Genomic DNA, 22,943 nt, shown 5'->3' with positions numbered 1-22,943 from the left:
CCCCTGATATATATCTTGTTAGTGTTTGATTAAGCTTCTTTGATAGTTGGCAATCCGTGTATAATCTTCTTCTAAGACTCTAGATATGTTAATGAAGATCGGAAGTAAGTGCCTATATTCTTTCGTTGCTTCTTTGTTTGGTGTGTGTTTGTAGGTACTGCCAACCATTTCAGAAACGACTTCAAATGATTCGATCTTTCCGGTGGCATATAAGCCTAAAATACAAGCACCTAGACAAGAACTTTCGTAGCTTTCTGGAATAATTACTTCAGAATCGAATATATCGGACATCATTTGCCGCCAAACATCTGATCTTGCGAAGCCGCCGGTAGCTTGAATTCGGGTCACAGGACTGTCCATGCATTCGATTAATGCTAAGAATACGGTGTATAAATTGTAAATGACCCCTTCTAGGGCTGCGCGAATCATATGTTCCTTCTTATGTGACATTGTTAAACCGAAGAATGAGCCACGTACGTCTGGGTTCCATAATGGCGCACGTTCACCAGCAAGGTATGGATGGAATAACAATCCCTCAGATCCTGGTCTTACACGTTCAGCAATCTTAGTTAATACATCATAGGGATCAATTCCTAGTCTTTTTGCTGTTTCTACTTCTGATGAGGCAAGCTCATCTCGGATCCAGCGAAAGACCATTCCGCCATTGTTTACTGGCCCGCCAATGACCCAGTGATTTTCTGTTAAGGCATAACAAAATATTCTACCCTTGTCGTCAGTTTGCGGCTTGTCAATAATGGTTCGAATGGCACCACTGGTCCCAATTGTGACGGCAATTTCTCCTTTCCGTATTGCATTTACGCCTAGATTAGAAAGGACACCGTCGCTTGCACCAATGACAAACTGTGTTTGTGGATCGATACCCATCTGTTTTGCCAAATCTGAATCACAATTGTTAAATATCTTGGTTGTTGGTACGAGCTCAGATAATTGAGCAGGTGTTATACCAGCAATTTGTAATGCTTCTTCATCCCAATCTAGTGTATTGAGATTCATCATGCCCATGGCTGATGCCAGGGAATGATCGACAACATATTGATTAAAGAACTTTTTGAAAATATATTCTTTAATTCCGATATATTTTTTAACCTTGACAGCGATTTCAGGAAGGTCATTCACAATCCAAGTTATTTTTGTTAATGGTGACATGGGGTGAATCGGTGTTCCCGTGCGTTTATAGACTTTATGGCCATTCAACTCATCTTTTATTTTATGTGCCCATGCTTCACTTCGATTATCTGCCCAAGTGATACAAGGGGTCAGTGGCTGGTCATTGTCATCCATAGCAATGACACTATGCATAGCACTGCTAAATGAAACAAACGATATTCTTTTGTGTGAATGATGTTTCGTTATATTCGAAATGGCTTGTAGGACTGCCTGGAAAATCTCTTCAGGGTCTTGTTCAGCTGTCGAGATATCCGGTGTATAAAGCGGGTACCCCATATTTTCTTGTTGGATGACTTCACCTTTTTCACTAAATAGAACTGCTTTTGTACTTGTGGTTCCGATATCTATACCTAACATATAGTTAGTCATTTTGCTGCACTACTCCTTTCGAGAGCATTTGTTGTGATATCCATAGGTCTTCTACTTTACCTTGAACATCATCAAAATTTTCATGTAAGGACTTACTCATGAGGTCTCTATCTTTTGTTCGGATCGCTTCAATGTAAAGCTCATGATTGTTTATAATGCGTGTAAAGTCTTCAACCTTTTCTTTGATACGCACACGCATCGACAATAGTATGAAGCTTTCCATAACGGGTTTTAAATTATTCCAGATCATCAGAATGTATGAATGATTAACTGCACGAATAATCGTTTCATGGAACAAGACATCTTGATATGAAAATTCATCAGCATCACTATATTTGATTGCGACTTTCATCATTTCTAGTATTTTACTAAGTTCCTTTATTAATTCATTAGTATCTATCCTTACAAGCCGTTCAAATACAAACGATTCTATGAGTAAACGGACATCATAAATTTCTTCTATTTCTTTTTCTGATAAACCAATAACAACTGCACCCATTCTTTCTAATCGGATCATATTTTCGGATGCCAGTATTTTTAACGCTTCACGTATGGGTGAGCGACTTACAGCGAAATCTATAGCTAATTTATTTTCTGACAATATGGTACCGCTTTCAATCTGGCCAGAAATAATACGCATTCTAAGCTCGTATGTTACCCGATCACCAGCAGAGGCTTTAGAAAGCCATTTGGAGGGATATAGGAATTCATTTAATTCGGTCATAAACTCACCTTCTCAATCTAGTATACTTGTATACAAGTATTATAACTAATATTTTTAATTTTGCAAGCGCTTTAGTTCAATCTATATAGTTGCACTTAAAATGCAAAGATAATGGGAATAAAGAACATCTGTGTGATAGTGTGAGTGTGGATTTTTTACTTGTTTGATTATTTCAGGAACAAAACAGAGTCAAGCCATTTGTTAAGATGGCTTGACTCTGTTTTGGTTTTTACGAACAAGTCAAAACAACCGACTTTGGAAAGAGTGTTCGCTTTTTAGGTCTATTATTTTAGCTGAGCAGTTCGATCATCTCTTCTTCTTCCCTGGCCCTTGCAATATCCAGCGGGGTTTGTCCGTCGTTATCCTTAATGCTTTTGTCCGCCCCCTTGGCAAGAAGCACTCCAACTATGTCCAAACGTTCTTCACCGTCTGCGACTTGCGTATGTAAAGGCGTGCTTCCGTCCGAACACTTTTTGTTGATTTCGGCTCCGTGATTCAGCAAGCATGTGACCACATCGGGATACAGAGCAATATGAAGTGGGGTAATCCCTTCATCATTTAGAGCATTCACATCCGCACCCTGATCTAGCAGATACTCAACCATCTTTGTATTTTCCGTCATAACTGCACCATGAAGCACGCTAAATTCATAATCATCTTTTCCAGTAATTAGCGTGGGATCTGCTTGTAGGATCTTTTTAACTTTTTTGAATTCATCCCCTTCAACTGCTTCATATAAATCGTCGAATGTATAGGCCATTGCTCGTTCATCCCTCTCTTGAGTAGTCTCTAATATTTAATATTATAATTCTATTCAGTAAAGTGTGAAACAGAGCTTTGATAAGATCGATCGAGAATGCCCCCAAAGAGCAAGAAAGATGTCGGTAAGCGTGAGGCCACTGAAAACGTCCACTTTTAAAAAACAAAATAGCTAAAGAAAAAAACGAGCCTTTAGAATCGCTTCTAAGGCTCGTTTTTCATGTAGGACAGTGGTTAGAAGAGGGAAACTTGAAGAATTCAATGTAAAATAGTGGGATTAATGAACTCTATCTATCGTTACACTTGATTTGTTTTACTCTCGCATATATGAGGATAATTGTGGTAAGGTAGGCAAATCTATTATACTAATGTCTTGTCACATAAAGCTGAAATGTACAGTATCGATACTGTATAAGTAGATGCTAACCTATGATGAAGGCACAATCTGATTTGCAGCTACAATATTTTTAGGCGATACATGGGTAACCATCACCGAATGTTATGGTTGATGGAACACGTGCAGTAGGTACTAAAGTCTCCATTGCAGTCGCTGAAAAGGTTCGCAAAGAGGGTCAAGTGGCCATCGAAGGAGTGATAATTCTAGTTATTGCTCTCGGGCTGTCCTCATACAGGCCAAAGACCGAAATAATAATGTTACATAAAGAGAGGCGCAGAGGCTTATGATTCTAAAAAAAAATGTGAAATCAAAAAGTTTGATCCTAACGAGTAATCTGTTGTTGGCAATCGTATTTATCGGTATCATCAGCTTAAATGTTGTATTCTCCTACCAAGGGCAAAAAAAGACATACGAAGAGCAATTCCTTGGGTACGGTACAGTTTTAGAGAGGCAAATAGAAACAAATCTTAGCCTCATTCAAGAGGCCAGCCAAATTGTCGTTAACCAACAGTCTCCAACCGCGGATGCTTTCGCTCTTTTGAGAAACCAGCTTTTTGCCATGACGGATAGTGATGTGAATATTCCCAGCGTTTATCTCATGTTACCCGATAAAGTCGAACGAGACGGCAAAAAATTCCTCGTTAATCTGCAAACTGAAATTGACATAGAAACGACGCTGCCGGGTACGGAATATGAAATGAACGCCACATTCGAGACTGCTCTTGACCGGGCTATTAAAGACGATTTCACGATAACTCCCTCCTACACGGACGTCGAAGGTACTTGGGTGACATATGTATCATCGATTAAGGACGATAAAGGGAAAGTCATCGCAATCTTAGGCATCGATTTTGATTACGCAGTAGTCCAGAAAAGCTTGTCGAGCATGCTCTGGAGCAACATCATACGCGGGGGAATATTTTCTGTTATTGCCATCGTGATCATTGCGTTTATGGTGCGGATCGCACTTCGCCCACTTCATCGTCTTGCGGAGGTGTCGAATCTGGCCGCGCAAGGCGATTTGACCGTAACCTTGCCAGTAACAAACATGAACGAAATCGGTCAGGCAGCATCGGCATTCAATATCATGATGGTCAGCTTGCGCGAGCTGACAAACAGCATACAGCATTCGTCGCTTGAAGTGTCCGAATCGGCGACAAATTTGCAGAGAAGCGCGGAACAGACAGCACATGCGACCAACGAAATATCCCAAGCGATTGAACAAATAGCATTTGATTCCGATACGCAACTCCAAAGCACGAAGGAATGTCAAAAGGCGATGACGGAGATGGCCATCGGTATCCAACGAATTGCCGAGTCATCCACCGTCGTTTCGGAGCTTGCGGTAGATACGACAAAGCGGGCTGAATCCGGCGACACTATCGTTATGAGTGCTGTTGATCAGATGCAAACGATTGAAGTAAATCTATCTTCGACGGTAGCAACAATGAAGGAGCTTGAGGAACTGAGTGGCCGAATCGGAGATATTCTTTCGCTGATCACGGATGTCTCCAGCCAGACGAATCTGCTGGCGCTTAATGCCTCAATTGAAGCTGCGCGAGCCGGGGAGCATGGTAAGGGCTTCGCGGTTGTCGCACATGAGATTCGCAAACTGGCTGAACGGTCCATGTCATCCTCTGGGCAGATCGGAGATATTCTGGAAGGAATTAGAGTCAGAACGGGCCGAGTAGTCAAATCGCTAGAGCATTCTGCGGATGAAGCACACATTGGGACGAAGATTACGACCGAGGCCAGTGATAGCTTCCGCGCAATTGTTCAGGCCATTCGCCAAGTATCCGATCAGGTGCAGGAAGTATCGGCCGCTTCCGAACAAATGTCGGCAGGCAGCGAGCAAATCGCCGCTTCACTTGATGAGCTTGAGCGTATCTCTTCCTCGTCCTCGCTTCACTCGCAGCGCGTCGCTGCTTCCTCTGAGGAGCAGCTTGCCTCGATGGAGGAGGTAGCGAGTTCATCTGAGCAGATGCTTGAATTGGCCGGCAATCTGAACAATGGAATCAGCCGATTTCGCGTGTAAATAAGGGTAATACAGCAATAGAAACTTAGCTTTTATAGCGTTTAAGGAGAACCGTATCATAAGTAGAGGAAATTTTTCTCTGAAAAGCTTAATTCACATCGGTTTTGGTGGACATATCAAAATCAACATCTTCAATAAATTCGATAATTTCCCCATTTGGACTGTGAATGATAGCGTTCTTTATTTGAAGAGGCGGTTCTCCAAGAGAAAGGTAATCCGGTTCTATAAAAGCCTTTGCTCCATGAGCAAGGGCTTTTTGATACATTTCATCTACATTATCCACATAGAAGGCGAAATGTAATAAGGCTCCATGAGCTATATCTTCTTCAGATAATGCTTTCTTCCCTTGAGCGGGGATGACTGCATCGTTATCAAAGATCTCAATGCAGGTTCTTTGGTCAGATGAAATCAGCATGGAAGCTTCTTTGATTTGAAAGGATGGTAGACTCCAATGATGGCCTAACTTGAATCCTAAAACTTCAATATAGAATGTAATCGTTGCTTTATAATCTCTGGCTTGGATCGCTACATGTGAAAGGCCTTTTACGCTCATCTATAATCGCTCCCCTTATATAATATATATTTATTATAGTTACATTAAAACGCGAGATACATATATAAGATAAGTGTTTTATAGTAATATGGTTATTGAATATAAGGTATTTTAGTTAGATAGGTTTATTTTATTGAATTGGGTTAGGGGGCTCTTGATATGGAACATCCTATGGATGACATTGATAAAAAGATCATGGCATTACTTCAGTACAATGCACGAATGTCCATTTCTCAAATCAGTAAAGAGGTTTCGATGTCGCAACCATCCGTTAAAGAAAGAATTATTAAGTTGGAAGAAAAAAACATCATTTCTGGGTATAACACCGTTTTTAATTTACGGGATCTGAATCGAGGGACGACCACTTTTATTTTATTAAAAACAGAACATTGCCAAGACCTCACTGATTTTTGTGAAAATGCTATAGAAGTAACTGATTTATTTCGCATTAGTGGAGAATATAATTATCTCATTAAGGTACAAACCGCATCTATTGAGGAACTTGCTGAATTTCAAGATACCCTAATAAAGTTCGGACCTTCAAAGTCTCATATCAGTTTGAAAAATATATTGGAAAACAGGGTTTTGCTCTAAATGGATGCAAAGCTATTCTTATAAAAATCGCTGATCAAAACTTGCCGTTATGCCTACTTAGAGACTACTGCAAAAATATTATCAGATTAAGATAATAATAGAAAAAACGAGCCTTTAGAATCGCTTCTAAGGCTCGTTTTGCGTAGAGGGAATCATAGTTGATCCCTAAATTTTATAGTTTTTCCAAAAACACTACTTTTACAGGGCTTTTTACTGAGCCGCTCTTTTTTAAGGTTTTAGCCTGCAGCCCAAACATCTAATTCGATTTTTAATTCAGGTAAACCTAATCCTTTAATATAAGCAATCGTCATTGAAGGAGGTGTGGTACCGAATACTTTATTCCAAATTTCATAGAAATGATCCCAATCAATTTCTTCTGTTGCCCAAATATTGATTTTAATGACATGATCAGGAGTCAACTTTTGAGAAGAAAGGATATCAACAACATTGCTCATTGTATTTGTTACTTGTTGATTAAAATCTGTGGGGATATTATTGTTTTGATCAATACCAATTTGACCGGAAAATACATATATTTCAGCATTTCTACTTATTTTCGTTACATGACTATAGTTACCAACAGGTTTCGCAATATTTTCTGGATTATATCTTGTAATTACATTATTATTTGAGTTCATTATTTGTGAATTCTCCTTTTAAATAGAAAATACATAACTATGGATATGTTATATATTTCCACTGTTTTTTAGTTTCTCTTAATTTTTGACAGACCTTTCCTATCAATAATCAATTCTAGAAAAAAACAGCAGTAGAATACCCAATACCAAAAGACAAATATTTAATCGACTTCTTTTTCACCAGGTATTCCTCCTTAATATTTAAAAGTAAAATAACTTACATCAGTATAATAACATTAACCCAAGAAAAATAATATTAGAACGACTTCGAACTAAGTGTCGGTTATTTTTTATATGTCAATTCTCTTGCACGAAGACAGTCCTCCTCGGCGAGATGTGACCGTATAGCCTCGACTTAGCAATTCCTCATAGACGAATCTGTATAGTTGAGCGAGAGACACCTACCATGTGAGCAAGTTCGCGGGAAGGAATCAGCAATTTTCCTGGCGTCCAGATTCCGCTTGTAATATTATGAATCGCTTGATCAAGCAATTGCTGCCAGATCGGTCTCTTATCATTACGAATGACTTTCATCATCGTACACACCTCCAAATAGAAGCTCCAACCCTAAAATATTGATTATGGATTGTTTATAAATGTGATGTTTGGATGTTTTAACGCAATCCACTCATTGATATACTACCGTAATAACGCTGGTATTTGCAATCTGGTCGTTGCCGCACTCTAGAAGACTATCGGAGTTAGGACAATTGGAGTGGGATGAATATCTTATGAGTGAAAGGAGAGATTTCGAAATGGATTCGGTTCGTTACAAGATTAGGGAATGCCAGGATCATGAGAAAATTGAAAGTTTCCTTCATCAAGCGAGAATTGGGTATCTTGGGTTGGTTGATGGGATTCTCCCTTATGTTGTACCGCTTAATTATGTATGGATTGAGGGGAAGCTCTATTTTCACGGGGCTGGAGATGGAAGACGTAATCAGGTCATGAGTGAAAATCCAGAGGTATGTTTTACGGTATGTGAAGAATACGGAACCATCACGAATCCGGTACCTGCCAAAACGGATACGGCTTATATGAGCGTAATGATATTTGGACAAGCAGAGCCGATCACAGATTTGGACGAAGCAACTCATATCCTTCAGGAAATGATCAATAAATATGTACCCGGGTATTATAACCGCCCCTTGCCCAAGCAGCATGTGGACAAGTATAGGTCGGCTGTATTCGGTGGACCGGTTCAAGTATGCCGGGTAATTCCCCACCATGTGACGGCAAAAGAAAGTCCTATTGAAGCAGAAAAAATGTATAGAACGGACATGAATGTCGGACGAGAGAAATAATGACAAGATACCGTTACGACTTGCATTACGCCGATACCGCTTTTCGGCAGCACACGCGGTCTCTGCTTACCTAGCCATGCCGAAAGAGCATCCAAAATGTGAAGACTGTGCTCCATTTCGGATGATATGGCGGTCATAGGGGTATAGGTGGGAACTATTTGATAATTTCTTATTCCATTAAAATTTAGAGTGAATGCCCTATGACTATGTAATGTAGTTTTAGGGCATTTTTTCGGTATTAATTGTAGTTTGGTTTCGGTATTGTTGTTCTGGCTTTGTCTATATATTCGTTTGTGGTGTCCGGCCATTTAATGCCTTTCAATGAAGTAATTATTCAAGATGGAATAAACGGCATTCTCCATTTTATCTGCTTTGATGCCACTAGCGCGTCAAGCGAAATGAGCTCACCGAAAAGGGCGAGCAGAAGCGTCCAATGACACTAAAGGATGTGTCAAAAAATAAAAAGCATAACTATGACAATCCTTGTCACTATTAGCGATTATGATTGAGCCAGGTACGTTAATCTTAAATCCTATTTTATAATGGAGGGAAAACAGATGTTGAATTCTCACAATGGAATTGCAGCAACGAGAAAATATTTTAAATCAGGAGACCTTCAGCTTTCCTACCTTGACTTTGGTGGAGAAAGCGATCAAGTACTTGTTATGCTTCATGGGTCCATGGCTAATGCAAGAACATTTTCAGATTTAGCAGCTAAATTTAATGACTGGCGGGTGATTTGTTTAGATCAACGCGGTCATGGTTGGAGTGAGCATTCTCATGAAAAGGAATACTCAAGAGATTATTATGTAATGGATATTCTAAACCTAATTCAAACAGAACTTGGTGGACAACCTGTAACGATATTGGGGCATTCATTAGGCGGACTAAACGCTTATCAGTTCGCGGCTCGTTATCCTGAATTAGTCAAGGTTGTTATTGTTGAGGATATCGGTGCGGAAATTATTGACGACGTTTCCTTTGTCGACAAACTTCCGTTTCGATCAGCTTCATTAAAAGAACTGAGAGATTCTCTGAAAAGTGCAGGTATTCGTGCGATAGATTATTTTTCAGAAAGCGTGTTTGAGGATGAAAAAGGCTGGGGGTTTTGCACCGATATGGAAGGGTTGAAAGTAACTGCTTCGCATGTAGATGGAGATTGGTGGGAAGATTGGTTATCTTCCAAATGTCCTATTTTGCTGATTCATGGAAGAAAAAGTATCTTTCTTGACTTAGCCCAGGCGGAACGGATGGAAGCAAGAAGGCCAAACACAAAACTTGTCGTTTTCGAAGAATGCGGACACGGCATCCACTCCGATGATTTAAACGGTTTTTATCAAGTAGTGAACGAGTTTCTCAAGAAGGGATGAACGAATTATGTATATAACGATTTCGGATTTTATCACAGAATGGAAGAATGAAGCTGTATTAACTCAAAAAGTTTTAGACAGTTTAACAGATGAATCATTACAGCAGCAAGTATATCCCGAAGGTCGCACTTTAGGAAGAATTGCGTGGCATTTTGTAACGAATATCCCTGATTACTTGACTGAATTTGGACTTGTGATCGATCAGGTACAACATTCAGATGAAGTACCATCTGCAAAAAAAATCGCTGAGACCTTTAAAAATATAAGCTCTGATGTAGTTAAAGCTGTTGAACAACAATGGACGGATGATGCTTTAAAACAAATACAAAATTCCTTCGGCCGACAGGAATCGAATGCTACCATCTTTATGGGATTGATGAACCACATTGCTCATCATAGAGGACAGGTTACCGTTCTTATGCGTCAAGCGGGGTTGCGTATACCTGCGGTATATGATCCTTCGAAGGAAATTTGGATGCAAATGGGAGTAGAAAAGCCACCACTGTGAAAGTGAAACCACTGAAAAAGTCTCTTTGCCAAAAAAGGTATAACCACTTAAGAAAAATGAGGAGGTTATACCTTTTTTCTGTCTTCTGGATAAACAACGCCATAGAAACCTCTATGCACTTCTATGCGAACGCTAAAAGTGGGTTGAGGATTTGCGTCGAACTTTCTGTGGAAGCCGATGAGTGCCTAGGGTCGGGTTTTCTCCATAATCAACAGTGATCTTTAGTGAGATAGGAAAGCGTATGAGGAATATTTCTCATGGAAAGGGAAAAGCGGTCTATCAAGAGATCGTTGAGGCAGAGAAGATCGTTTAGAAGAGCACGAAGGTAAAACGAAATTTGTAAAGCATGCAGAGTATGATTCAGCTGAAGCGCTTCAGGAGGTCTTGGATATGGGGATAGAGCGAGGATATACGGAAATACTTGATTGTCTTGATGAGCATTTGCAAGCGATCCAATAAACAACTCCTGCATGAAGCAATGGAGCGCGCTATATTTACGCATCGTCGATCACTCCTAATAATTTAGTGTTGCTTTCTAGTTCATCATAAGAAATAATTGTGACAATAATTGTCATGAACTCATATATTTAAAAAAGAGGGATGGTCGGGATGTCCAAATCGAAACGGCTTATGGAGTTAATGATGACGGTTAACCGTAAACGGCGGTTCAAGGTTCAGGAGCTTGCAGACCAATTCGGCGTCTCAAAGCGCACGATTTTGAGGGATTTGCAGGAATTGAGCGAGCTGGGGGTGCCGCTCTACTCAGAAGTAGGGCCGCATGGGGGCTATCAGGTGATAAGGGAGAGGGTGCTGCCTCCGATCGCATTCACGGAGGGTGAGGCCGTGGCAATGTTTTTTGCGGTTCATGCCTTGCGCCATTATTCCTCGCTGCCATTCGAAGCAGAATCCGCTTCTGCGCTAAGCAAGTTCTATCTCCATATGCCCGGGGACGTTCGCGACCGGATCGATAGCATGAAGGATCGGGTCGACTTCATTACGCCGACCAGGCGGGGCGATGCTCCCTGCTTATCCATTCTTCTTGATGCCGCGATTCATCGAAAGGTGCTTGTCATTAAGTACAAGTCTAAGGATGAAGGAACGAGCAATCGGCAGATCCAGCCTGTAGGTATCTATGCGAACAATGGTTTCTGGTATTGTACAGGTTACTGCTTCCTGCGCCATGGTTTCCGCGTATTCCGGTGCGACCGTATTAGTGAGGCTGTATATGACGTGACCGGTATGGAGCCGCTCGATCTGGGCGACATCCGCCTTAGCCGGCGGGAAGCAGCCAAGCCGAGGGAGCCCATTCACCTTTGCGCAGAGTTGAGTCGAGCCGGTGTCCAACGGTGTGAAGCCGAACTGTGGCTTGGTCCAATGCTGGTCGTCTATGAAGACGGAAGCGGCCTGATCGATACGGATGTGTCCCGTGGTGACATTCCTTTTCTTACTGAGTTTTTCATTGCCCTTGGGAATGAGGCCATTCTGCAGGAGCCAGCGGAATTGAGGGATTCAATCCGAAGCAGGCTTACTGAGTTGTTGGCTTATTACTAATGAATATAAGGTGTTATTTGGTATCTAATTTAACCATAGATCGTAGAACTTTTACTAATTGCTCTGGTGTAGTTCGCCCAGTCACGATATACCATGTTGCCCCATTGTCATAAGACCAAGCAGCATCTGATTGAACACCGGCATCTGTATCAAACGCTGTAAATTGTCCTTTTATTGCATCTTGAACAGGATTTTCGCCCTTTGGTATCGTAGCCATAACCTGCTTCATAATATTAATCGCATTGTTTGTATTCTTTGCCCATACGAGGTATTCCCACCCGTTACTCTTCCAAATAAATGATGTTTTATCAGTAAAATAATCTACATCATGTCCATTAAAGGTAGTTGTGCCTTCTGGTTTATGGAACATTTCGAATGTTGCGAAGGGTTGTTTTCGATAGTCAGGAAGTGTGCCAGCTGACATGGTCATTACGTCGAAAGGAAACCTGTTATTATTACCTTTCCGGGCTCTTTGACGTGAAATTTGAAGTAAATAGTGATCTTTACACACTTCAAGTTTGCTTAACGTCAAACGACCAAGTGTCCGATGGAATTCAGATGTAGCTATATACGACGGAACATAAACAGGGATATTCACGTGTTGTAGTTGTTCAACGTATTGTTTATCCCACGTGAATGGTTCCACTTCTACAGCTCCATCTTCATCTGGATAAGCATAAGCAACAGGGGCCAAATAGATGAGTACAGTAACTAACAGTAATATGATTCTTCGCATAAATCACCTCAACACCTACTTTTTACGGTTTGGTTGAATTATATGCATAATTTACTGATATTCTAGTTAGCCTAACCACTCATAATTGACATACAGCGTCGAATTTCCTATCGAAATCTGAACCTTTTCACACAAATGTCCATGGTTTATTTCATCTAGGTCATAAAGTATTGTTTATGTTATATATTCGATGATCCATACGTTCCTTCGGACGTGAAACTACCGATGCCCTTTAATGCATAATCAAAGAACTCAAGGATAATTTTATTTTGGGTTTCAATACAGTAATAGGTATCAATGTCTGCTTTCCCTTCTTGAAGTATATTTGCAAGTACAGGAGAGAACAGTGGTAAATCTGTTAGGCTTAAATGCTTGGCACCTTGAAAATGAACGTCATATGACTCAATGGCGTTTTTTTCAATGGCTTTGTTTGCCGCATAAGTGGAAATGGTATCTAGCTGCCGCCAAACATCGTCTGAATAGATATTCAGAAGTGGAGTGGTGTAGGCTTCGCCACTGGGAACAAAAGCATCGATTTCTTTATTGTACCTAAGCTCACTAAACAACGGAGCATCAATATTTACAACGGCACTTACATCATCACGCTCTCGACCTAGCCACACACTTGCTGCACCGCCCATGGAGTGGCCAAACACACCTATTTTATCCGTATTGATTAGCTGATACATGGTGTTACTGTTACTTTCAGATTGTGTAAGTATCGTATCTATTACAAAATTCATATCGTCTGTTCGAAGCTTCATCCATTCTTGTCTTAACCCGTAGGTTTCCTCCGCCGTATAAATGCCCTCTTTATTAGTATTGCTGAATTCTCGGAAATATTCTGTACTGACCATAACATCCTTCCCATCATCTGAAACGGTATAAAAGGAATGATAGGGATGATCGATGGAAGCGACCACGTAACCGTGGCTTGCAAGCTCCGTATAAGTAGAGCTGTTACTTGAGGCAATACCGTATGCCCCGTGTGAGAATACCAATAGGGGATAGGTTCCATCAGCATTGTCCGGATACGAAAATTCTACGTTAACAAATCTGTTGTTACCGGTGTCGGTAAATTGTTCAATACGGTTCTCGTCTGTGAATGTATAAGTTGCTGTTGCGACTTCATATTCGCCCGTAACTTTTGGCATTGTGTACTGCGGAAAAATAAGTACAGGTGAAAGTACAAATACCAGTATAAATGTCATCATGATTGCTTGTTTGATCATGCGAGATGTTTTGTATTCTTTCGCATTTACTTTGTTACGGATAAGTGAGACGGATGCGATTATCGCTAGGATGAGGAGCAGTATTGCAAGCAAGAACCAACGGAAACTCCACACGATAACCGATGAAAGTGTAAGGATTACAAATGCTATAAATATAGCAATCCTTGCCCAATTCCTGACTTTGTTATGGTTGTTCTTAGTAACAATGCAGTATGTTGCAAAAGAAATCTCGATAATCAAAGCGATGAATAATATTAATGTTCCCATAGTAGTTACACCATTCCCTTTCTGACGATTAACTTTTATGATCTTTTATAATTTCATCATAAAAAAAGGCATAGAGGATGTATATAGAAAAACAATAAGCTGTATCTACAGGCAAATAAGTTGCAAAAAAAGAACGATAAGCTATAAAAGTTTACCGCTAAATAATCTTTTGCAGACGATTGTTACTTCGTGATTACTCAAATATCCTTATTAAATTCTTTCAGTTTTTCGTTGATCTGATGGGCTTCTTTTTTATCATTTTGCCATGATAGTAGACGTACAATGACATAGATTACGGCGATTTCCAATGCAAAAATGATTACACTTAATGCTGTAGTCACAATACCAACTACACTGCCAAGTGAAATTAATATAATCTCCAACGCAAAAAAATGAATGATAATCCTTACACGCATGTTTTTCTCACTTATATCATTTGGAGAATATAATATAAATCCTGTTAAAGCACCCACAAGTGAAAATACCATTAGGATATAGATTGACTTCAAATCAAAAGCGAGATCGGGATAAAAGATTTGTCGTAAAAAAGTAATAATAATGATGATGGATGCAAAGATGATTAAGAAATCTTTAATCATACTTTTTACAAATTCAGATAACCTCATATTGTTCCCTCCTTTTACAATCCAAGCATTTGTTTAAGCACAGGTACATACTGCCTTGATATAACAATACGCTCTCCGTTATCCAGCACGGCTTCGAATCTGCCACTTATTGAAGGATGAATAAATGAAATTTTAGCTATGTTCAGAACAGTTGATTTGGATGATCGAAAATATTTCATTTCTTTGCATAATTCCTCTAACTCATAAAGCTTCTGTTTGACCTCATATACACTATCCTTGCAGTAAATAAAAACTTTTCCGTCAACAGCCTCAAAATAATAGATATCGCTAAGTTGTATACGGTGAACAATGTCATGATGATATCCGAGCATAATGAGGGGGTCTGACTTCAGCTTGTTTACGATTTCGTGTATGTTGTCATCCACCTCATGGCACCTGATTAGAATTTCTTCTTCTTGTTCTTTACTTATTTCTTCTATCGAAACTTTGATATTCTCACCCACTTTATCAAATAATCGGTATTTCATTTCGTATGAAGTGCAGTTTTGATCGCATTATCCGAGGGTTAGCTAGGGTATGTTAAATCACATTGGTGTCGAGTTTATTTATAAACAATACATCCCTTTTTCTCTAATAACTCTAACGTTTTCGTTATTTTCAAGTTGTGATTCCATCTCAGATCAAGTTTCTCCAAACGTTCAAGGTTTAGAATGGAATTTGGGATTTCTTGTATATCATTATCTCTCAAATCCAGCTCGACAAGGTTATCTAATCCACCTATTTCTTCAGGAAGTTCATTTATTTTGTTTTTTCTAAGGTTTATCCGTCTTAACTTTTTCAGTTTACCGATGGATGTAGGAAGCCCTGTTAATTTATTATCACTTAAATCGAGTATTCGTAGTTCTTCTAGAGCTCCCAAGTTTTCTGGCAAGCGAATTAATTGGTTACCATAGAGATGAATTTCTCTTAAACCTATTATATGTGTTATCGAATCAGGCAGGTTCTCAAGTTGATTATTATATAATCGTAATTCAATAAGACTTTTCATATCATCTATATTGGAAGGCAATTTTTTTAATTTATTATCTGTTGCGTTTAAATATTTAAGTTGTTGAAGAGCGCACAGCTGCTCCGGAAGATGTTCAAACTGGTTATTACTCAGATATAGAAACGAATCCAATCCGTGTAGCTTTCCAATCCCCTCAGGCAAAATCTTTAGTTTATTATGACCTAAATCTAGCATTCTTAAATGGATTAAACGTTCGATCGCCTCAGATATGATCTCAATATCATTGCCTGCATAATTTAATACTTCTAATTCGTCATGAAAGAAGAGCCTTTCTGGAATTTCCTTAATACGGTTGTTATACATACTTAACTCTATGAGGTTTTTGGTCTCAAATACGACCTCTGGTGTTTCTGTTAATCCTTTTCCGTCAAAATTATATCTCATGAAATTCCGCTCCTTTTGAAATTCAGTATTCTCCGCAGAGTAAATCTAAAGTGCTACGTTAAAATATAGCAGGATGATGATATATTATCTGTATGTTGGCATACGGTAGATCTTTTTGGAAGAGCTGAATCCACTCTAATTAGAGTGTGAAATTTATGTGTTTCATATTAAGAGTATAATAAATGGGAAGAAGTATACCCTATTAAGGGCTTCTATATGTAGATATGGGATTACTTAAATACAGTGAAAATATGATCTCTATTTGATGTATACATAGTATTCAAAAAAATAACGAAGAGAAGGTTATGTGATGACAAAGAGGGATGAAAGATTAGAAGCAGGTTGGAACTTTGATAATAGTTATGCTCGTCTACCACAATTATTTTCTAGTCGTGTTAACCCGACGCCTGTAAGATCGCCACAGCTCGTTATTCTCAATGAGAAGTTGGCAACATCTTTGGCGTTAAGCATCGAGGCATTGCAAAGTGAAGAAGGCGTAGCTGTGTTCGCGGGAAATAAAATTCCTGAGAATGCTTCACCTCTTGCTCAGGCGTACGCAGGGCATCAATTTGGGAATTTCACGATGTTAGGGGATGGGCGTGCTGTTCTACTTGGTGAGCATATCACGCCTCAAGGTGAGCGCTTGGACATACAACTCAAGGGAGCGGGTCGAACGCCATACTCTCGCGGAGGTGATGGCCGAGCGTCACTTGGACCAATGCTACGCGAATACATCATTAGTGAAGCGATGCATGCGCTTGGTATTCCTACGACTCGTAGCCTAGCAGTGGTGACAACGGGTGAATCTGTCATCCGTGAGAATGACTTGCCAGGGGCTATTCTTACTCGTATAGCCGCGAGCCATTTGCGCGTAGGTACGTTTGAATATGTCTCACAATGGGGAACTGTTGAGGATATTCGGGTTCTTGCGGAATATACATTACAACGACATTTTCCAGATGTGGAAGAGGGGCAGGACCGTTATCTTCATTTACTTCAGGAAGTCATTAAGCGTCAGGCGATGCTGATTGCCAAATGGCAACTGGTGGGATTTATTCATGGGGTTATGAATACCGATAATATGGCTATTGGTGGAGAGACGATTGATTATGGTCCTTGCGCATTTATGGATATCTATGATCCTGCACAGGTGTTTAGTTCCATTGATAGACAAGGTCGCTATGCCTATGGCAATCAGCCGAATATTGGTGGTTGGAATCTTACACGATTTGCGGAAGCTATTGTGCCATTACTTCATGAGGATCAATCTGAAGCGGTCGAACTGGCTCAGGGTGCGTTAGAAGAATATGCTACGTTGTATTATGATACTTGGATTGCGGGCATGAGAGCGAAGCTTGGAATATTTAACGAAGAGGAAGAGGATGAGTCCCTTATCAAAGAACTCCTGAGTCTGATGCATAAGTATCATGTGGACTATACGAATACCTTCCTTGCCTTAACATTTAATACGGTGGAGGATACGGTTCTGTCTGGCACCCCTGAGTTTACGGAGTGGCATACGTTGTGGCAGGCGAGACTAGAGCGGCAAGAGGAATCGAAAGACGCATCACATGAGTTGATGCGAAACAGCAACCCTGCGATTATTCCTCGAAATCATCGGGTAGAAGAAGCGCTAGAAGTGGCAGTGGAAGACGGAGATTACAGTGTGATGGAGCAGCTACTTGGGGTTCTTTCGAATCCCTATGCACACACACCAGAACAGGCTGTTTACGCTACGCCACCTGTAGAATCAGCTCTTCCTTACCGAACTTTTTGTGGGACGTGATATAGAGATATAGGTAGTAGTTAATGTTCTGGGCGGTAAAATACCCTACTCTTCACCATAGCAGAGAATGAACGGCAGAGATGTCGTTTTTTTTCTATTATAACAGTTATAATGGTAGTGAATAACCTGCAATTTGTATGGATTTATAATGACCTAAGTGTGTAGAGGGAGGATTTATGTACCGGATTCTCATTGTAGAAGATGATCAGCGAATTGCCGAACTTTTATCTAGTCATTTGGATAAATACGGATATGAACCCATTGTGACACATCAGTTTGATGCCATAGATCAAGCCTTTGAACAAATCATGCCTCACCTTGTCTTGCTGGATGTGAACCTACCTAAATTTGACGGATACTATTGGTGCAAACAAATACGAAAAATTTCATCTTGTCCCATTATTTTTATTTCTGCTCGAACAGGAGAATTGGATCAGGTGATGGCAATGGAGTATGGTGGAGATGACTTTGTAACCAAACCTTTTTACTATGATGTCATCGTTGCCAAAGTGAAAAGTCAAATCCGCCGTTCGTATGGGGAATTATCAATCGCAGCTACGGATACGGAACGAGAAGTTCATTTTTATGGCATGACATTTTTTCCAGAACGTCCAGAACTACATTACGGACAGCAGAGAATATCGCTTATGAAAAAAGAAGGTGATCTTCTTGACCTGCTCATTAACAAGTATCCACGTACGGTAAAGCGGGAGAAAATATTTGAACAGATGTGGGACGAAAAAGAATTCATCAACGAGAATACGTTGAATGTCAATGTAGCTCGGTTACGCAAGAAGTTCACAGAACTCGGGATAGAGAATGCCATCGAAACCGTCAAGGGCTTAGGCTACCGTCTGAACGTATCTTGGAACGAGGTGGACAAAGAATGAAATTATTCGTTAAGGAGAATACATCCTTTATCGTACTTCATATCATGCAGTTTATATTTTTATATTCAACTTTTCGTTGGTTGGATGTAGAGATGGTTGAAGGCAATATAGTCTATCTCTTTCTAGTGAGTCTATTCATGCTAATCATCTATCTTACATATCGTTATATAGTTGGGCGCAGTTGCTATAAATGGTTAAGCAATATTTCCGACTGGAAGGATGTAAAGGCTTTCTTGCAAATGGACGTTATTTCACCGTTGCTTCGCACTTTCAAGGAAGGGCTCACCCGACAATATCAGTTATTGCAGAGCGAAAAAGAAAGATCCATACAGGAAAAACAGGAGCAGATTGATTTTATGAACCGTTTTGTCCATTTGCTCAAAACACCGCTTTCCGCTTTGCACCTGATTGTTCAGGATCGTGAGGACTCGGATGGGTCGGAGGAAATGCAAGTTGAAATCGTCCGTATGGAGTACCAGTTGAATATGATTCTGACACTGTCAAGAATGTCCTCTTTCCGACAGGATTTCTATATTCAAACTGTATCCATAGAGCCATTGGTGTATGAAGTCATTAACGACTTAAAGAGCCACTTTATTCACCATCATTTATTCCCCTCAGCCGATGTGCATGGGGATGCCACCGTACTTTCGGATCGCAAATGGTTGAAGTTTGTACTGACGCAGTTGCTTACCAATGCCATCCGTTATTCTGATGGTGGAAACCGACATATAAGGATATTTGCGGGTCGACAGGGAGATTATATTACATTGACCGTGAAAGATGAAGGCGTAGGCATCTCCCCTCAAGACCTTCCTAGAGTATTTGATTTGTATTTTACGGGTGCCAACGGACGCAAATTTGGTGAATCCACGGGCATCGGTTTATATCTCGTTCGGAAAATTTGTGATGAGCTCTGTCACAGGGTTTCGATCCAGTCATCTTTAGGAGTGGGAACGGAGGTCAAAATTTGTTTTTCAGCATCCTATCATCCTGAGTTGACAAAGTGACAGATATGTAATGTTGATGTTATTTAGAACGATAGCGACATCCCTTCCTTTCTTATACCCTAAGAGTAAGGAAAGAAAGGAGCGAAAACACGCATGAATATGCTGGAAATCAGTAAGGTATCAAAAATATATGATGGGAAAGTTTCTTATCAGGCGTTGAGACATGTCGATTTTATCCTACCGAAAGGTCAATTTGTTGGGGTTATGGGTCCATCGGGGAGTGGAAAGACAACGCTGTTGAATGTCATCTCGACAATTGACCATCCGACCTCCGGTGAGGTTGTCATCAATGGAAAAGAACCACATCAACTGCCATCGGAGCAATTGGCCGTGTTTCGACGCCGCGAACTCGGATTTGTGTTTCAGGACTTCAATTTATTGCATACGCTGACGGTACGGGAAAATATTTTCCTTCCATTAGCTCTGGACGGAGTAGCTGTAAAGAAAATGAAGGGACGTTTAAATTCCATTGCTCCTATTCTAGGTATTACTGACATTCTCGATAAGCGTACCTATGAAATATCTGGAGGGCAAGCCCAACGCGCAGCCATTGCAAGAGCCATCATTCATGAACCTGCACTACTACTTGCGGACGAACCAACTGGAAACTTGGACACCAAATCATCTCGTGATGTAATGGAGTTATTTCGCAATATTAATCGTGAAATTGGAGCAACGATGTTAATGGTTACCCACGACCCAACAGCTGCAAGTTATTGCGACCGAATTATTTTCATTCGAGATGGTTCTATATATAACGAGATTTATCGTGGGGAACATCAGAACGACTTCTATGGCAACATTATGGATGTGTTGTCCTTTATGGGAGGCGATTCTCGTGACGTTTCTACAATTCGCAATTAAAAACGTGCAACGAAATTATAAAGCATACTTGGCTTATTTTCTCAGCAGCACCTTTTCCATATTGGTCTTTTTCCTATTTGCTGTGAACCTATTTCATCCTATGATCGGAGAGAATATCACATCTGGACCCGTTCATTCTGTTCTGGTTACAGGGGAAGTTGCGATATCCATATTTTCTTTGCTGTTTATCCTTTACTCAGTGGGAACTTTTTTGAAGATGCGATCAGGAGAATTTGGTTTGCTGACGATATTAGGTGCTTCACGTAAGCAATTGAATCGACTGATTTCATTGGAGAATATCATCATTGGACTTGCAGCAATGGTGACGGGAATCACCACTGGAATTTTTTTATCGAAATATTTTTTAATGTTTGCTTCGATGATTCTGGAAGTTCCAGAACTCGAATTTTACATGCCAGTGAAAGCCATTATTTTTACAATTACCTGCTTTCTAAGCATATTCGTCTTGATTTCTAAGCTCGCTCCGTTTGCAGTGAGATCCAAGGAGATCATTGAACTGCTTCAAGGGAATCGAAAACCGAAAGAACCACCTAAAGCATCAATATGGCTCTCAATAGCAGGATTAATATTGATGGCGGCAGGTTATATAATTGTAGTATTAGAAATGGATATCCCTTTTGGCTATGGCGTAATCGCCATACTGGTTTCAGCAGGAACCTACCTGTTCTATTCGCAGTTTAGTGTGTTTACCTTAATGCGATTGACATCCCTTCCAACATTGTTTTTCAGAAAAACGAACTTGCTTTGGATTTCAGACTTGGTTTATCGTATGAAAGATAACGCTCGATTATTGTTTATTATCACGATTACCTGCGCGTTATCATTCACGACAATGGCAGCTTTTTTTTCCATTTATCAGACGATAGACGAGGAATTCGCGAAGAGCTACCCGATACCGTTCAATTATTCCTCCTATTCCTCAGACGTTCAGCGTGAGAATAATCTTTCTCTCATTTCTTCTGAATTAGATAAAGAAGGGCTGTCGTATAGGACAGTCTCAGTACCGTTTCTGGAGTTCGACAGCAAGACCGCAGCACTATCCACTCAAGGTTACAATCGTCTTGCAGAATTGTTGAACCGAGAACCATTGCAGTTAAAATCTGGAGAAGCCATTGAAGTTAACAGATGGACGAACAAAGCTAATACCCGCATAACAATCCAGGAGAATGAAACAGTACACTTGGGAAGCGATACATTTCGGCTTACCGGTGCCGTCCAAGACAACATATTTCCAGAGGGTTCGTTTGGAAATTTGTATGTATTGAATGATTCGGATTTCGAGAAACAGGATTCTGTATTAAACAAAGGGGTATATTATGGTTATTCAGTTCCGGATTGGACGGAGGCATCGACAGCAGCTGAAAAAATTAGTGCCCAAATTGGAACCGATTTAACAGCGTTTAAGTATCGTTCATCACCGGACGAGTATCAGACGGAGCAATTAACTTACAAATTAATTCTCTTTGTGGGGTCGTTTATCAGCATCGTGTTTTTTATAGCAGCTGGAAGCTTTATTTACTTCCGCTTTTATACGGATGTTCAGGAGGAAAAAGGGAAGTACCGTAACCTGCGGAAAATAGGTATGACTATCCGCGAGGTGAAGAAGATTATCACGGTACAGCTCTCGATCCTTTTCTTTATCCCGATCTTGCTCGCAACACTACATTCAGTATTTGCACTGCAAATGCTACAAAGACTAATATCTGTTTCCATAGGCAGTTACGCATTGATTATTTTGATTTTCTTTTTAGTAGCGTGGTCCATATACTTCCTGCTACTTCGTTCTCGCTATTTGAGAAGTCTATTGGAAGAGACTTAATCAGGTTTAAATTGCTTTCTATTTGGGGTGGTGTCAATTAAATGGAACATACGTTCCGGACTATGTGCATACCTCAAGTAAACGGATGAGGCTGTGATAAATCACTTCTATCCGAAGGAATGCAGGATGATTCTTGTCATCAACCGTATTACAAATAGGGCGAAGTTCTCAAACTACGAAGAAGACTCTTAAAAAGATTTATTGGAGTCTTCTTCGTAGTTTAGATTTCTTCACGGTAGCCAAATTCATTCAATGTTAAATCTATTAAAGCAGAGTAAGTAGAATATA

Annotated in this window: 22 protein-coding genes and 1 pseudogene; 11 read left to right on the top strand and 12 right to left on the bottom strand. The window is 40.2% G+C overall.

The genetic code is table 11. The features are described from left to right. Nucleotides 1-18: 18 nt before the first annotated feature. The 3 genes from gntK to PGLA_RS14150 all read right to left on the bottom strand — a co-directional run bounded on the left by gntK (nucleotide 19) and on the right by PGLA_RS14150 (nucleotide 3,041). Nucleotides 19-1,557, bottom strand: coding sequence for a gluconokinase (gene gntK, locus PGLA_RS14160; RefSeq protein WP_068533782.1), 1,539 nt, complete (start codon nucleotides 1,555-1,557; stop codon nucleotides 19-21). Beyond that, on the bottom strand, nucleotides 1,550-2,281 hold the full coding sequence (locus tag PGLA_RS14155) for a GntR family transcriptional regulator (protein ID WP_068533780.1): 732 nt from the start codon (nucleotides 2,279-2,281) through the stop codon (nucleotides 1,550-1,552). Before PGLA_RS14155 ends, gntK begins: the two co-directional genes overlap by 8 nt. A gap of 289 nt (nucleotides 2,282-2,570) precedes the next feature. Continuing rightward, complete coding sequence (locus tag PGLA_RS14150; RefSeq protein ID WP_068533777.1) at nucleotides 2,571-3,041, bottom strand: ankyrin repeat domain-containing protein; 471 nt, start codon at nucleotides 3,039-3,041, stop codon at nucleotides 2,571-2,573. 679 nt (nucleotides 3,042-3,720) lie between these two features. Here PGLA_RS14150 and PGLA_RS14140 point away from each other — a divergent pair. Continuing rightward, on the top strand, nucleotides 3,721-5,472 hold the full coding sequence (locus tag PGLA_RS14140; RefSeq protein WP_068533773.1) for a methyl-accepting chemotaxis protein: 1,752 nt from the start codon (nucleotides 3,721-3,723) through the stop codon (nucleotides 5,470-5,472). 88 nt (nucleotides 5,473-5,560) lie between these two features. Here PGLA_RS14140 and PGLA_RS14135 read toward each other — a convergent pair whose 3' ends face one another. Next, a complete protein-coding gene (locus PGLA_RS14135) occupies nucleotides 5,561-6,025 on the bottom strand; it encodes a VOC family protein (RefSeq protein ID WP_068533771.1) in 465 nt (154 codons plus the stop codon). Nucleotides 6,026-6,184: 159 nt separating this feature from the next. Here PGLA_RS14135 and PGLA_RS14130 point away from each other — a divergent pair, with 159 nt between their 5' ends. Next, complete coding sequence (locus PGLA_RS14130; protein ID WP_068533769.1) at nucleotides 6,185-6,619, top strand: Lrp/AsnC family transcriptional regulator; 435 nt, start codon at nucleotides 6,185-6,187, stop codon at nucleotides 6,617-6,619. Nucleotides 6,620-6,855: 236 nt separating this feature from the next. Here PGLA_RS14130 and PGLA_RS14125 read toward each other — a convergent pair whose 3' ends face one another. Together PGLA_RS14125 and PGLA_RS26845 are read right to left on the bottom strand one after the other, a co-directional pair. Further along, nucleotides 6,856-7,257 carry a RidA family protein gene (locus tag PGLA_RS14125; protein ID WP_068533767.1) on the bottom strand — a complete coding sequence of 134 codons (402 nt, stop codon included), beginning with the start codon at nucleotides 7,255-7,257 and terminating at the stop codon, nucleotides 6,856-6,858. Between the two features lie 320 nt (nucleotides 7,258-7,577). Then, nucleotides 7,578-7,794: pseudogene (locus PGLA_RS26845) on the bottom strand (GntR family transcriptional regulator); the annotation flags it as partial. Nucleotides 7,795-8,012: 218 nt separating this feature from the next. On the opposite strand from PGLA_RS26845, the gene PGLA_RS14120 reads away from it, so the two are divergent. The 3 genes from PGLA_RS14120 to PGLA_RS14110 all read left to right on the top strand — a co-directional run bounded on the left by PGLA_RS14120 (nucleotide 8,013) and on the right by PGLA_RS14110 (nucleotide 10,439). Then, nucleotides 8,013-8,561 (top strand): pyridoxamine 5'-phosphate oxidase family protein, encoded by a 549-nt coding sequence (locus PGLA_RS14120; protein WP_068533765.1) that lies wholly within the window; start codon nucleotides 8,013-8,015, stop codon nucleotides 8,559-8,561. Nucleotides 8,562-9,118: 557 nt separating this feature from the next. Then, complete coding sequence (locus tag PGLA_RS14115) at nucleotides 9,119-9,931, top strand: alpha/beta fold hydrolase (RefSeq protein WP_068533761.1); 813 nt, start codon at nucleotides 9,119-9,121, stop codon at nucleotides 9,929-9,931. Nucleotides 9,932-9,938: 7 nt separating this feature from the next. Next, entirely contained in the window at nucleotides 9,939-10,439 is a 501-nt protein-coding gene (locus PGLA_RS14110) for a DinB family protein (protein WP_068533760.1), read from the top strand. A gap of 208 nt (nucleotides 10,440-10,647) precedes the next feature. Here PGLA_RS14110 and PGLA_RS28025 read toward each other — a convergent pair whose 3' ends face one another. Then, entirely contained in the window at nucleotides 10,648-10,941 is a 294-nt protein-coding gene (locus PGLA_RS28025) for a hypothetical protein (RefSeq protein ID WP_068533758.1), read from the bottom strand. Nucleotides 10,942-11,048: 107 nt separating this feature from the next. Between PGLA_RS28025 and PGLA_RS14100 the strand changes: the two genes are divergently transcribed. Continuing rightward, a complete protein-coding gene (locus PGLA_RS14100; RefSeq protein WP_068533756.1) occupies nucleotides 11,049-11,990 on the top strand; it encodes a helix-turn-helix transcriptional regulator in 942 nt (313 codons plus the stop codon). Between the two features lie 13 nt (nucleotides 11,991-12,003). Here PGLA_RS14100 and PGLA_RS14095 read toward each other — a convergent pair whose 3' ends face one another. From PGLA_RS14095 to PGLA_RS14075, 5 genes are all read right to left on the bottom strand, one after another. Beyond that, entirely contained in the window at nucleotides 12,004-12,726 is a 723-nt protein-coding gene (locus PGLA_RS14095) for a hypothetical protein (protein WP_068533754.1), read from the bottom strand. A gap of 179 nt (nucleotides 12,727-12,905) precedes the next feature. Further along, nucleotides 12,906-14,225 (bottom strand): alpha/beta hydrolase family protein, encoded by a 1,320-nt coding sequence (locus PGLA_RS14090; RefSeq protein ID WP_068533752.1) that lies wholly within the window; start codon nucleotides 14,223-14,225, stop codon nucleotides 12,906-12,908. Nucleotides 14,226-14,422: 197 nt separating this feature from the next. Further along, nucleotides 14,423-14,851 carry a DUF3021 family protein gene (locus PGLA_RS14085; RefSeq protein ID WP_068533750.1) on the bottom strand — a complete coding sequence of 143 codons (429 nt, stop codon included), beginning with the start codon at nucleotides 14,849-14,851 and terminating at the stop codon, nucleotides 14,423-14,425. A 14-nt stretch (nucleotides 14,852-14,865) separates the two neighbouring features. Beyond that, nucleotides 14,866-15,339, bottom strand: a complete 474-nt coding sequence (locus tag PGLA_RS14080; protein ID WP_211269548.1) for a LytTR family DNA-binding domain-containing protein — start codon at nucleotides 15,337-15,339, stop codon at nucleotides 14,866-14,868. A 74-nt stretch (nucleotides 15,340-15,413) separates the two neighbouring features. After that, on the bottom strand, nucleotides 15,414-16,265 hold the full coding sequence (locus PGLA_RS14075; RefSeq protein ID WP_068533748.1) for a leucine-rich repeat domain-containing protein: 852 nt from the start codon (nucleotides 16,263-16,265) through the stop codon (nucleotides 15,414-15,416). A gap of 310 nt (nucleotides 16,266-16,575) precedes the next feature. Here PGLA_RS14075 and PGLA_RS14070 point away from each other — a divergent pair, with 310 nt between their 5' ends. From PGLA_RS14070 to PGLA_RS14050, 5 genes are all read left to right on the top strand, one after another. Next, nucleotides 16,576-18,051: a protein adenylyltransferase SelO gene (locus PGLA_RS14070; protein WP_068533745.1), complete on the top strand. Its 1,476-nt coding sequence runs from the start codon at nucleotides 16,576-16,578 to the stop codon at nucleotides 18,049-18,051. 176 nt (nucleotides 18,052-18,227) lie between these two features. Continuing rightward, complete coding sequence (locus PGLA_RS14065; protein ID WP_068533743.1) at nucleotides 18,228-18,941, top strand: response regulator transcription factor; 714 nt, start codon at nucleotides 18,228-18,230, stop codon at nucleotides 18,939-18,941. Next, entirely contained in the window at nucleotides 18,938-19,951 is a 1,014-nt protein-coding gene (locus PGLA_RS14060; protein WP_068533741.1) for a sensor histidine kinase, read from the top strand. Before PGLA_RS14065 ends, PGLA_RS14060 begins: the two co-directional genes overlap by 4 nt. 93 nt (nucleotides 19,952-20,044) lie before the next feature. Then, nucleotides 20,045-20,815 carry an ABC transporter ATP-binding protein gene (locus tag PGLA_RS14055; protein WP_161487906.1) on the top strand — a complete coding sequence of 257 codons (771 nt, stop codon included), beginning with the start codon at nucleotides 20,045-20,047 and terminating at the stop codon, nucleotides 20,813-20,815. Then, nucleotides 20,790-22,655 carry an FtsX-like permease family protein gene (locus PGLA_RS14050; RefSeq protein WP_068533739.1) on the top strand — a complete coding sequence of 622 codons (1,866 nt, stop codon included), beginning with the start codon at nucleotides 20,790-20,792 and terminating at the stop codon, nucleotides 22,653-22,655. Before PGLA_RS14055 ends, PGLA_RS14050 begins: the two co-directional genes overlap by 26 nt. Nucleotides 22,656-22,943 lie beyond the last annotated feature (288 nt).

Origin of the sequence: Paenibacillus glacialis (assembly GCF_001637205.1) — a bacterium.
Lineage (GTDB): Bacteria > Bacillota > Bacilli > Paenibacillales > Paenibacillaceae > Paenibacillus_AQ > Paenibacillus_AQ glacialis.
The sequence above is the reverse complement of the archived record's forward strand: the minus strand, read 5'-3'. Positions and strand labels throughout refer to the sequence as shown.